The sequence below is a fragment of the Paenibacillus allorhizosphaerae genome, assembly GCF_042659105.1.
Lineage (GTDB): Bacteria > Bacillota > Bacilli > Paenibacillales > NBRC-103111 > Paenibacillus_G > Paenibacillus_G allorhizosphaerae.
Genome location: NZ_JBHSRV010000001.1, coordinates 673749 through 686276, shown reverse-complemented (window position 1 = coordinate 686276; position 12528 = coordinate 673749). Strand labels below are relative to the sequence as shown.

Here is a 12528-nt window from a genome sequence, read left to right as displayed (position 1 = left end):
TGCGGTTCATTTATAAATTGCGAGCGACCGTGACAGGAGCACAGGCATAATGACCCTTCCGCCATATGCTATCGTATAAGGATTGTGGAGGTGAACATAATGAGCTGTGTAGGAGGTCTTGGTTTTACTAGCACAGGTGTTATCCTTGTACTTTTTATCCTTTTGGTTATCGTTTCTCAAGCGTTTTTAATCTAGTTTCGAACGGCAATGCGTATACCCCCTGGTCGAATGGCCAGGGGGATTTATGCGCGTACGAAGGGGTGGCTCTGGCCGCCCCTTTCGCGTTGCCTGCTATTATTTGAACACGAGCACAAGCGCAATGATGATAATAACGATCAGCACGATCCAAACTGTCAGACCGGCTTTTCCCCGACGGTTGCCGCTGCCCTCCTTTGTATTGCTTCCATCCGAGCTGTTTCTCACGGTACCGCAATACCTGCAAATATAAGCGTTCTCATCGAGCTTTTGATTACAATTCGAACAAAATTTCCCCTCCATCTTGCTTCACCCGCAATCTGATGAGATTTTTGTTAAATGTAAATCATTTGTAAATTTTATGTGAAAAATGATTCGTTATTAATCCCGCTTTGAGATCGGACAAAGGTTTAAACATCGATAATGCATATAAAATTTAGGTTTACTAACTATTCGATTGTGTAATGCAGTCGTGGTTCTATTAACGAATAAAAACAGAGGGGTCATATTTTCTATCGTAATGAAGTCGCTTACAGTGTCTTTATATGTACGATAAATGAAACTGTAATTGACAACTAATTGATTGTTTTTCTAATATTAAACTATGGTTCATGAAGATTGTGTAAACCGCATCTGTTCGTAACGGTTCATCTCCTACATGCGCATCCAGAGCAGTCACCCCCCGTTAAGTCTTCCAGCAATAAATCGATTTCTTCTAGGTTGTTCCGTTTCCGCTGTTCCCTCACGTTTGACCAACGGCATATCCGTTATCTCCGTTCAGGAGTGCGATGGGCCTTCACATATATACATTTCTACAAAAGAAGGGTGTATTGAAATGGCGAAAAAAAGCTCTTATTTGCTGCTTGCAGGCATGATGTCTGTCGTTGCGCTCTCCGGGTGCGGTGGACAGGGTGAAGGAAAGGGGACTGCGCAAGACGTCCAGGATAAGAAAAAAGATCCGTATACGATGACCATTTATACGAGGGGCGTTTCGTCGGAGGAATTTGACGACAGGTTCAGAAAGGCGATCGAGAAAAAATTCCCGCATATTACGTTCAAATACATTATGGCGGGAACGGGGACGCAAATTACGGACCTGGTGTCGCAGGGTACGATTCCTGACATAATGCGCATTGACGTCCCTTCCATGAATACGGAATATATCGACGTCGGGCTTGCTTACGGTCTGGGCGATCTGATCAAGAAGTACAATTACAACCTGAAACGGTTTAATTCCGTATTCATCGACGAGATGATCAATGCCGGACGGACAGGCGAGCTGTACGGATTGCCGGTACCGCCATATTTTCCGATGGTGCTTTATTACAACAAGGAGCTGTTCGACCGATTCGGGGTTCCGTATCCGAAAGACGGCATGACTTGGGATGAAGTGTACGAGATTGCGAAAAAGATGACCCGTGTCGACGGTGAAGTGTACCGCGGCTTCAGTGCCAGCACGAATGCGATGCTGCGCGACAATCCTTTTTCGCTTCCGATATTGGACCCCGCGGCGGATAAGCTGGCGGACCCGGAAAAGTGGACCCAGATTTTCAATAACTACTTGCGGTTTTACCAAATTCCGAACAATGTCATGGAGAAAACGGCGACGCTTGAAGGCAATGCGTTCGGCAAAGGAAAAGTCGCGATGATGGCCGGGCAGCAAAATATATATTTTATTATTCCGCCGGAAGTGAACTGGGACATGGTAGCCTACCCTACGATGACCGGTGCACCCAAGCTTATGGGGCAGCGCGGTCCGGCTTATTGGTCGATTACAAAGCAGAGCCAGCATAAGGAAGAAGCGTTCGAGGTCATTATGGAAATGCTGTCTGACGAAATACAAATGGAGGACTCGAAGAAAGGAATCGCAACGACGCTGGTGAATCCCGATATTAAGAAAATGCTCGGAAAGAGTCACCCCGTCTTTAGTACGAAAAATATGAACGCGGTCAACTTCTACGAGCCGACGGCTCCTACGCCGAAGCGCAAGCCGGAGCTCGTCGATATCCCGGGCCGTACGCAAGAAGCCGCGGTTCTAGATGCGTTCACGAGCGTGGTCACGAATCAGGCGGACGTGAACAGCGCTCTAAGACAGGCGGAAGAGAAGCTGAAAAAGGCGATCGAGGCCGAGAGGGCAGCGAAGAAATAAATACAGGGGATGACGCCGTGAATTCGGACGTCATCCTTTATTTGTAAATCAGAATTGACGCAAAATGGATGGACAATTACAATATACTTTGACGACTAATTAAAAAAGGAGGAGAAAATGGACATTCATCAAACCCATTCACTGGAGCTTGTATTTCATAAGGTCGCGAGGATGCACAGCCATGCCGTGCATGCGCTGCTGTCGGGCAAAGAAGTGTACCCCGGACAGCCCCCGCTGCTGAAGGCGCTCATGGAACGGGACGGGCAAAGCCAGAAGGAGCTTGCGGAGCGAATGAACATAACGCCGGCGACGCTGACGGTCATGCTCGGCCGCATGGAAAGGACGGGAATGGTCGCGCGCAAGCCGGATGAAGCGGATCAGAGAGTGTCCAGGGTGTTTATTACCGAAAAGGGCCGGCAGGCGCTGGACAGTCTGGAAGAAACGCAGAAGCTGATGGAGGCCACCTGCTTTGCCAATTTTACGCCCGAGGAGCAAATCATCTTCCGCCGGCTGCTGCTGCAAATGTTCGATAATCTCAAGCGGGCTGATTTCAGGCAGGAGGAACGCGACGACATGCCTCAAGACGAGTCGAAGGGGCATGGACGGAAACACGGCAAGCACGGCGGCCATCCGAAACGGCATCGTTCGAGAATATGATTAGCCGACTAACTAAAGAGGTGAAGAAAACGTAGATGTGGAGACTGCTGACGAAGTATTTAAAACCTTATTGGAAGGCAACGTTATTGGCACCGCTCTTGATGCTCATCGAGGTGTACATGGATTTGCTGCAGCCGAAGCTGATGGCCAGTATCGTTGACCATGGCGTACTTGCCGGGGACCTGGCGCACATTCAATCAACGGGCGCACAGATGCTCGGCGTCGCTTTGATCGGGCTGGTCGGGGGCGTAGGCTGTACCGTTTTCTCCAGTATTGCCTCGCAGCATTTTGGAGCGGATGTCCGCAACGATTTATTTCAGAAAGTGCAAACGTTCTCTTTTCGCAAACTGGAGCAATTCAAAACCGGCTCGCTCATTACGCGGCTGACGAACGACGTGTCGCAAGCCCAGATGTTCGTGCAAATGCTGCTGCGGGTTATGGTGCGGGCGCCGCTGCTGTCGGTCGGCAGCTTGATTATGGCTTTTACGATCAGCATCAAGCTGGCTGTCATTCTGATTATCGTCATCCCGATTTTGTTTGCTGTTTTGTTCGTTATTATCCGAAAAGGTTTTCCGTTATTTTCCATAGTTCAGAGCAAGCTTGACGGGGTTAACAACGTGCTTCAGGAAAATTTGTCCGGCATTCGCGTCGTCAAAGCGTTCGTTCGCTCCGATTACGAGCGCGGGCGGTTCGGCGCCGCCAACGATGATTATATGGCCATTGCCGTGAAAGCGAACATCGTCATGGCTTCGATGATGCCGATTATGCTGTTTTTGCTGAATACCAGCGTTGTCGCGGTGCTCTGGTTTGGCGGTCATCGCGTTTGGGACAATTCGATCCCGGTCGGGGACCTCGTGGCGTTTATTAACTACGTGACGCAAGTGTTGTTTTCGATGCTGATGGTCGGCATGATGATGATGAACATTTCCCGGGCGAAAGCGTCTTCCGATCGGATTCAGGAAGTGCTTGACGCGGATTCGGAAATCAAAAACAAGGAGCATGCCAAGGAGAACGCGGTCGAATTCGGACGCATCGTCTTTGACGACGTATCGTTCGCTTACGACGAAGACGAGGTGCTGCGCCATATAAGCTTTCAGGCCGAACCGGGCCAAACGGTGGCGATCCTCGGGGCGACCGGCTCCGGGAAGTCGTCATTGATCGGTCTTATCCCGAGACTGTACGAGACGACCGAGGGCCGGGTGCTGATCGATGGAACCGATGTGAAGGACATGAATATGCGCAGCTTGCGGAGCCGGATCGGCATGGTGCTTCAGGAAGCGATCCTGTTCAGCGGCACGATCCGGGACAATATCGCCTTCGGCAAGCCGGATGCGACGCAGGAAGAAGTGGAAGCGGCGGCGCAAGCGGCCCAGGCTCACGAATTTATTATGAAAATGCCGGACGGCTACGACACGGTTATCGGCCAGAGGGGGATTAATTTATCCGGTGGTCAAAAACAGCGAGTATCGATCGCAAGAGCGCTGCTGATCGATCCGGTCATTCTGATCCTGGACGACAGCACCAGTGCGGTCGACATGGGTACGGAATCGAGGATTCAAAAAGCATTGAAGGCGCAAATCCGCAGAAGCACCAGCCTCATTATCGCCCAACGCATCTCCTCCGTACTCGAAGCCGATAAAATCATCGTGCTCGACGAAGGGGCCATCGTCGCGGAGGGCACGCATCGGGAGCTGCTGCAAAGCTGCGGCGTTTATCAGGAAATTTACAGATCGCAGCTTGGAAAGGAGGACGTTCTCAATGTCTGATGCCAGAAATGCGAATCATGGCGGCGGCCAGGATCGGCCGGCAAGCCCGCCTCCCATGTTCGGACCGGGGATGGGCGGAGGGCCGGGCCGGGGGATTATGCCGAAAGTCCGCCCCAAAAATACGAAAGAAACGTTGAAGCGGTTATGGACGTACCTCAGCCGGCAGCGAAAAGGCTTGATCACCGTGTTTATCATCACGGCGCTGAATTCCGGACTCGGCTTGGTCGGGCCTTATTTGATCGGTACGGCCGTCGACCGATATATTATACCGAACGATTATTACGGCTTGCTCTGGCTATGCTTCGCCTTGTTCGCCGTCTACGCATTCAGTTCGATTACTTCCTGGGTTCAAGCGTACGTCATGGCCAAAGTGTCGCAGCGCACCGTATGGGTGATGCGTAACGACATGTTCGCCAGGCTGCAAAAGCTGCCGCTCCGTTTCTTTGACACCCGAACGCACGGGGAGCTTATGAGCCGGACGACGAACGATATCGAGAATGTGGCCAGCTCGCTCAATCAAAGCGTAACGCAGCTGTTCTCCAGCGTGCTCACCGTCGTCGGTTCGCTCGCGATCATGTTGAGCCTGAATATTTGGCTTACATTGCTCAGCCTGATCACGATACCGATCGTTATGATCGTCACGCGCAAAATTGCCGCGAACACGAGAAACTTCGTCTCCGGACAGCAGAAGCAACTCGGCGAGCTGAACGGGTATATTGAAGAGACCGTTTCGGGTCAAAAGGTGCTCACGACGTTTTGCCGCGAGGAGAAAGCGGTCGCCGAATTTAGCGAGATCAACGCAAGGCTCAGAAGTTACGGGACAAAGGCACAAATCTATACCGGACTGATGGGCCCGGTCATGAACGTCATCAATAACTTCGGCTTCGCGGTTATTGCTTGCGGCGGCGGCTGGATGGCGCTCATGAGCATGACATCTGTCGGAGTCGTCGTCAGCTTTCTGAATTATTCCAAGCAGTTCGGCCGCCCGATCAACGAGCTGGCAAACCAGTTCAATATGATCCAGACGGCGATCGCCGGCGCCGAGCGCGTATTCGAGGTGATGGACACCGCGTCGGAGTACGAAGACGAAGCGGGCGCCAAGAAGCTGACGCATGTGAAAGGCGAAGTGCGTTTTGACCATGTCGCTTTCGGCTATAAAGCGGATATTCCGATCATTAAAGATCTTTCCTTTACGGCAAAGCCGGGGGACACGATCGCGTTGGTCGGTCCGACAGGCGCAGGGAAGACGACGATCGTCAATTTGCTGACCCGGTTCTACGATATTGACCGGGGAACGATCACGATCGACGGCGAGAACATTCGTCATATGGAAAAGGACAGCTTGCGAACGAAGCTCGGCATCGTGCTGCAGGACGCTTATGTCTTCTCCGATACGATACGTGAAAATATTCGTTACGGCCGGCTGGATGCAACCGATCAGGAAGTGGAAGCCGCGGCGAAGCTGGCCAATGCGGACGGGTTCATCCGGAAGCTGTCTCATGGCTACGATACGGTACTCACGGCCGAGGGCGGCAATCTAAGCCATGGACAACGGCAACTGCTCACGATTGCAAGAGCGATATTGGCCGATCCGGCCATCCTGATATTGGACGAAGCGACGAGCAGCATCGACACGCGGACCGAGATGCATATCCAAGAAGCGATGAATACGCTGATGAAAGGACGCACCAGCTTCGTGATCGCTCACCGTCTGAGCACGATCCGGGAAGCCGACATGATCCTGGTCATCAACGGCGGAGAAATTATCGAGCGGGGCACGCACCTGGAACTGCTGGAGAAGCGCGGATTTTACTACGAATTGTATACAAGCCAGTTCAAGCGTGTAGGTTAACCGCGCCCCCGAGTCAAAAATGGAATCGAATATTGGAATACGCCGCTGTTTCGAGATCCGATCAACGACGTGACGGCCGATCCGACACTGATCTGGAACAGGAAGGAGCAGCACACGAGCAGCAATGAGTGGGATTGGGAGTACCGGTCGGTGCTCCCGCTCAGCTCTGCGCGACCGGCAAGCTCGGCTGCGACGGAATCGGCCGCTATCGAATCCGTCTTTTGCCCGGTGAATGATACGAATAAATTTGCAAAGATGGTAAAAACTACGAGGGTACATCCAGAAAAAGAGATTAAATCGATGGAGAACAATGATATCGAATTGCAGGTAACGGCAAAAAATGAGCTCTATGACAACCGGAACATCGTCGAGGATGGCAAAGACGTGATCAACGACTCGGAAGAGGACGCGATTGCCGCGATCAAAGGCCATATCGAAAAGCAGGATCAGGAAGGGCTTTAAATAAGCGTTAGCCGGCGAAACGAACGCCAATCCATAGATCCCTTTCGCGGACAGAGGATTCTCGGTAACGACCTTCCGAAGCGGTCGGTCGAGGGGGTCTTTGGAATATTTCATAAAATAACTTTTTATAAATGAAAGCGATACCATGTAAAAAATTTGCTTTGACTTTTTTTTGGAAAGGTTTAGAATAAATGAGTCAGAATAGAACGCCTAACTACAGATATTATTCTTGTCTTTAATGTGAATATAATCACAACAACGAAGAGGAGTATAGTATTGGGTTGTAGGTACTAACATTGTTACACGCAAAGGAGGCTTTTTTCATGTCCGAAACATCAACGCAACAACCGGCAAGCGTAGAAGCCGCGGCAAAAAACGTACGCGGTGAATTGGACGTGCTCGATCAGCTGCTCAAGCCCGAGGTTCAAAAATCTCTTACCGAACTGGTAGAGCAACTGCCTAAGCTCGCTGAAATGGTGACCCTGATGACGAAAGCGTACGACTTGGCGCAAACGGTTGCGAACGACCGTGTGCTCATCGACGATCTGAAAGGCGGACTCGAAGAATTCGTGAAGCCGATCGGCGAGAAAGCCAAAGGCATCGCGGCAGCAGCGGTGGAAGCAAGCGACCGCGCTCAGAGCGAATCGACGACCATCGGTTTGTTCGGTATTCTCAAAATGCTCAAAGATCCTCAGGTCCAAAGCACGTTGCGTTTTACGCAAGCTTTTTTGGCAGTCATGGCGGAGCGTCAAAATCAGCGCTAATCCGTAAGCAGAACTAGAATGGAGGATAAGTATGGCTAAGCAAATTTTAATATTAGGCGGCGGCTACGGCGGTTTGTTGACTGCTTTGACGACACGCAAACATATATCGGCGGATGAAGCCGCCATTACCGTAGTCAACCGCACTCCGTATCACCAAATCGTAACGGAACTGCACCGTCTTTCCGTCGGCGGTTTGAACGAAGGCAACGTGGCGCTCCCTCTGGACAAGCTGCTGCGCGGCAAATCGGTCGATTTGAGAATCGGTACCGTTCAATCGATCGATCTCGCGAAAAAGAGCGTGGAGCTGGAAGGCGGCGCACTGCTCGGCTACGATACGCTGGTTATCGCGATGGGCAGCGAAACGGCGTTCTTCGGAATCCCGGGTCTGGAAGAGCACAGCTTCACGCTGAAATCGGTTGAAGACGCGAACAAAATCCGCGCGCACGTGGAAGCGCGCATCGAAACTTACGGCAAATCGAAAGACAAAGCGGACGCCACTTTTGTTATCGGCGGCGGCGGTCTTTCGGGCATCGAGCTGATCGGCGAGCTTGTCGACACGCTGCCAGCCGTGTGCCTGGAAAAAGGCGTCGACTTCCAAGACGTTTCCCTGTACTGCGTAGAAGCGGCGCCTTCGATTTTGGCCGGGTTCTCCGCAGACCTGGTGGAGCGTGCCAAATCGAGTCTGGAACAGCGCGGCGTAAAGATCCTGACCGGCGTAGCCGTAACGGAAGTGCAAGGCAAGAATGTCATCCTGAAAGACGGAACGACGATCGAAGCGAACACGCTCGTATGGACGGGCGGCGTTACGGGCAACACGGTCGTAGCGAACTCGGGCATCGAAGCCGTTCGCGGACGGGCAACGGTCAACGAATTCCTGCAATCCACTTCTCATCCTGACGTATTCCTGGCCGGAGACAGCGCGGTCGTTATGTCGCCGGAAGGCCGTCCTTACCCGCCAAGCGCGCAAATCGCATGGCAAATGGGCGAATCGATCGGCTTCAACTTGTACGCGTCGTCCAAAGGGCTGCCGATGAAGCCGTTCAAACCGGTATTCTCCGGTACGCTCGCCAGCCTGGGCCGCAAAGACGCGATCGGTACGATCGGCGGCAGCCAGCTGAAACTGAAAGGTACGCCGGCTTCGCTCATGAAGGAAGCAAGCAACGTGCGGTATCTCACTCATATTAACGGGCTGTTCTCATTGGTGCATTAATATAAACGGCGAGTCCCCTTCGGGGCGGGAGGAATATCGCATTCCGCCGCACGGAGGGGATTTTTCCTATCCTGATTACGGATAGGAGCGGGCTGGAAAGGAGCTTGTGCGAACGTATGATTACAATTAAAACGCCGCAGGAAATCGGATATATGCAAGAGGCCGGCAAAATTCTCTCTTCCTGCCACAGGGAATTGGAACGCTTGATCAAGCCGGGGGTCACGCCGATGGAAATCGATCGGTTTGTGGAAACGTACTTGGCCAAGTCCGGCGCAACGCCGGAGCAAAAAGGATACAACGGTTACCCGTTCGCGACCTGTGCTTCGGTGAACGACGTTATCTGCCACGGGTTCCCGAATCACACGCCGCTCAAAGACGGGGATATCGTAACGATCGATATGGTCGTCAATTTGAACGGCTGGCTGGCGGATTCCGCTTGGTCGTACGCCGTAGGAAACGTCTCCGAGCAGGCAAGCCATTTGCTGCGCGTGACGAAGGAATCGCTGTTCAGAGGGATTGAGCAGGCGATCGACGGCAACCGGATCGGCGATATCTCCCATGCCATTCAGACGTATGCCGAAAGCGAAGGCTTGTCGGTGGTGCGCGATTTCGTAGGCCACGGCATCGGGCAGAAGATGCACGAGGAGCCGCAGGTTCCCCATTACGGACCGGCGGGGAAGGGGCCGAGGCTCAAGGAAGGAATGGTCATCACGATCGAGCCGATGCTCAATACGGGAACGTTCCGCACGAAACTGGATGACGATGGGTGGACGGCCAGAACGTTTGACGGCGGATTGTCGGCGCAGTACGAGCATACGATTGCCATTACGAGCAACGGTCCGGTCATCATCACGGAATAGAACGAATGTTCTTGTTCCGGCTTTGAAAGCGATTTTCAATATTCGTAAAATATATCGCCAAATAGGATGAAAGCCTATAACGACAGCCGGTTTCGCACAATGCGGAACCGGCTGTTTGCCGCCTGTGTCCGCTTCCATAAATTGCGTGATGAATTGATTTCCTAAGAAGGTTACAATTTCATCAGGAGGGGATTTAATGAAAAAGTTTATTAGTTTAGTATCAATGACGGCACTAGCATTGACCTTATCGACATCCGCATTTGCAGCGCAGGGCACAGTTGACCGATCTGTAAACTTCCGTTCGGCTCCTTCCACGGACAGCAGCGTCTATAGTTTGTTGAAGCCGGGAACCACTTTTGAAATCATCGATGACGTGAATCAGTACTGGGTAAAAGCGAAGGTGAATGGTAAGGTCGGGTACTTATCGACCAATTACATAAGCGAGAAATCGTCATCTGGTACTTCCGGGGCTACGGGAACCGTCAGCCGCTCGGTCAATTTCCGCTCAGGGCCATCAACGGATAGCAAAGTGTACGGCTTGTTAAAAGCCGGATCGAAGTTTCAAGTACTGGAGAAAGTGAACTCGTACTGGCTGAAAATTTCAGCAGACGGTAAAGTGGGTTATGTGTCAACCGATTACGTCACTACCTCGGGCACACCGGCACCGTCGAATCCGTCTACGTCGCAGCCTGGCGCGGGCACTGCCGATCGAATCATTCAACAAGCAAAAAAATTGCAGGGCGTCACGCGTTATGAGTTTGGAGTGAATAAAGCCCCGAACGTCATGGATTGCTCCGCGTTTACGAAATATGTTTTCGGAAAAGAAGGCGTAGAGCTTAGGTGGGGAACTCGATATCAGAAGGACGCCGGGAAAGCCGTATCGAAATCGAATTTGCAAAAAGGCGACCTCGTCTTTTTTGGGACAAGCAGTAAAGACGACATCAATCATGTAGGGATCTACATGGGCAACGGCCAATTCATTCACAATGCGCCATCTACGGACGGGGTTACGATCTCATCGCTTACATCAGGCTACTGGAAAGACAAGTACATATCCGCCCGTCACGTATTATAAACCGCATAACCGTCATTATTCCAAGCCCGGCAGCTATGCCGGGTTTTTTCAAATTTGGTGAGCTGGAACGCATTTAAAGACAATTTAAAGATATGTCGTTAACCGTGTGATTCCTTATAATAAAATACAGGATGCATACAAGCTGGGAATAAGCACTCCCGGCCGCAACGAATACGTCGTCCCACGGAGGTCTTACATGGAAACGAACCGTTCCAGCAATAACCCGATTACCGCCATCATCGTCGGCGCCGGTCATCGCGCGGTGCTGTACGCATCTTATGCGAACTCGCATCCGGAAGAGCTGCAAATCGTCGGCGTTGTCGACCCGGATCCCATCCGGCGCAAGCAATGCGCGGAAAAATTCCATATTGGAGCAGACGCGGTATTCGAAAGTATCGAGCAGCTGACGAGCCGCGGGAAAATCGCAGACGCCGTCATCAACGGCACGATGGACGCGCAGCACGTGGAAACGTCGCTTCCGCTGCTGCGCGCCGGATACGATATTTTGCTCGAAAAACCGATCGGTACGTCCGCCGAAGAAATCATGGAGCTGCATGATTGCGCCCGCGCCCACGGCCGCAAAGTGATGATCTGCCACGTGCTGCGTTATGCGCCATTTTATGTAGAGATCCATAAGCGGCTCGCTGCCGGGGAAATCGGCGATATCCAGAATATGCAGACGACGGAGCTTGTCAGCTACCATCATATGGCGATGGCGTTTGTCCGTGGCAAGTGGGGCAGCAAAGAGAAATGCAAGTCTTCGATGCTGATGGCCAAATGCTGCCACGATCTTGATTTGCTGACCTGGATGATGCGCGGCGTCGTGCCGGAGAAAGTGAGCAGCATGGGCGGCTTGACGTATTTTCGGCCGGAACGCGCGCCGGAAGGGGCGGGTACCCGATGTTTGCTCGACTGCCCGATCGAGGCATCCTGCGTCTACTCGGCCAAAAAGCACTATGTCGAGCAGGGACTGTGGAAATCGTACGTGTCGCCGCACTACCATCTCGGGGTTCGATGGACGGAGGAGCAGCTCATTGAGTCGCTCCGTACCGATAATCCGTACGGCCGCTGCGTATGGAAATGCGATAACGACGTAGTCGACCACCAATCCGTGGTTGTGCAGTTCGCCGACGGTTCGACGGCGACCCACAATATGGTCGGCGGCGCGTCAAAGCCCGGCCGACGCATCCATATCATCGGCACGGAAGGCGAGATCGAGGGTTTTATGGAAGACGGCTATTTCATCGTCCGTCATCCGGATGCCCGCCGCGGTCACGAATATACCGAAGAACGCGTGGAACTCAACGTCAGCAAAGATATGCACGGTGGGGGCGATTTGCGGCTCGTTGCCGATTTCGTACGCGTCTTGCGCGGAGAGACGCCGTCGATATCCTCGACCGCGTTGGAACAATCGATTTACGGCCACTTGATCGGATTCGCGGCGGACCGGGCGATGGAGTCCAATCGGGTAATGGACATCCCGCGGCTCTAGGATTTGTTAATTATAATTGCCAAACTTAGGATTTCTTGATTTGCTG

The 12528-nt window shown here is 52.3% G+C and carries 12 protein-coding genes and 1 pseudogene; 11 read left to right on the top strand and 2 right to left on the bottom strand.

The window, feature by feature from the left end:
* Positions 1–99: 99 nt before the first annotated feature.
* The gene (locus ACFQI7_RS02910) at positions 100–195 is read left to right on the top strand and encodes a YjcZ family sporulation protein (RefSeq protein ID WP_230414599.1); all 96 of its coding nucleotides are present in this window, start codon (positions 100–102) and stop codon (positions 193–195) included.
* A gap of 99 nt (positions 196–294) precedes the next feature.
* On the opposite strand, the gene ACFQI7_RS02905 is transcribed toward ACFQI7_RS02910, so the two are convergent.
* Positions 295–423, bottom strand: a complete 129-nt coding sequence (locus ACFQI7_RS02905) for a hypothetical protein (protein WP_268966794.1) — start codon at positions 421–423, stop codon at positions 295–297.
* Positions 424–426: 3 nt separating this feature from the next.
* Positions 427–498, bottom strand: a pseudogene (locus ACFQI7_RS02900) (zinc-ribbon domain-containing protein); the annotation flags it as partial.
* A gap of 532 nt (positions 499–1030) precedes the next feature.
* On the opposite strand from ACFQI7_RS02900, the gene ACFQI7_RS02895 reads away from it, so the two are divergent.
* The 10 genes from ACFQI7_RS02895 (at position 1031) to ACFQI7_RS02850 (ending at position 12482) form a co-directional block, all read left to right on the top strand.
* Positions 1031–2344 (top strand): ABC transporter substrate-binding protein, encoded by a 1314-nt coding sequence (locus tag ACFQI7_RS02895; protein WP_218096896.1) that lies wholly within the window; start codon positions 1031–1033, stop codon positions 2342–2344.
* A 117-nt stretch (positions 2345–2461) separates the two neighbouring features.
* Complete coding sequence (locus tag ACFQI7_RS02890; protein ID WP_218096895.1) at positions 2462–3001, top strand: MarR family winged helix-turn-helix transcriptional regulator; 540 nt, start codon at positions 2462–2464, stop codon at positions 2999–3001.
* A 35-nt stretch (positions 3002–3036) separates the two neighbouring features.
* Positions 3037–4767 (top strand): ABC transporter ATP-binding protein, encoded by a 1731-nt coding sequence (locus ACFQI7_RS02885; protein ID WP_218096894.1) that lies wholly within the window; start codon positions 3037–3039, stop codon positions 4765–4767.
* Entirely contained in the window at positions 4760–6619 is a 1860-nt protein-coding gene (locus tag ACFQI7_RS02880; RefSeq protein ID WP_377516594.1) for an ABC transporter ATP-binding protein, read from the top strand. The genes ACFQI7_RS02885 and ACFQI7_RS02880 overlap by 8 nt, the downstream gene beginning before the upstream one ends.
* A gap of 69 nt (positions 6620–6688) precedes the next feature.
* Positions 6689–7081, top strand: coding sequence for a hypothetical protein (locus ACFQI7_RS02875; protein ID WP_218096893.1), 393 nt, complete (start codon positions 6689–6691; stop codon positions 7079–7081).
* Between the two features lie 323 nt (positions 7082–7404).
* Positions 7405–7845, top strand: a complete 441-nt coding sequence (locus ACFQI7_RS02870; RefSeq protein WP_218096892.1) for a DUF1641 domain-containing protein — start codon at positions 7405–7407, stop codon at positions 7843–7845.
* A 31-nt stretch (positions 7846–7876) separates the two neighbouring features.
* Positions 7877–9055, top strand: a complete 1179-nt coding sequence (locus ACFQI7_RS02865; RefSeq protein WP_218096891.1) for an NAD(P)/FAD-dependent oxidoreductase — start codon at positions 7877–7879, stop codon at positions 9053–9055.
* A 116-nt stretch (positions 9056–9171) separates the two neighbouring features.
* Positions 9172–9915, top strand: coding sequence for a type I methionyl aminopeptidase (map, locus tag ACFQI7_RS02860; protein WP_218096890.1), 744 nt, complete (start codon positions 9172–9174; stop codon positions 9913–9915).
* 196 nt (positions 9916–10111) lie between these two features.
* A complete protein-coding gene (locus tag ACFQI7_RS02855; protein ID WP_218096889.1) occupies positions 10112–10990 on the top strand; it encodes a C40 family peptidase in 879 nt (292 codons plus the stop codon).
* Between the two features lie 196 nt (positions 10991–11186).
* Positions 11187–12482 carry a Gfo/Idh/MocA family protein gene (locus ACFQI7_RS02850; protein ID WP_218096888.1) on the top strand — a complete coding sequence of 432 codons (1296 nt, stop codon included), beginning with the start codon at positions 11187–11189 and terminating at the stop codon, positions 12480–12482.
* Positions 12483–12528: the final 46 nt, after the last annotated feature.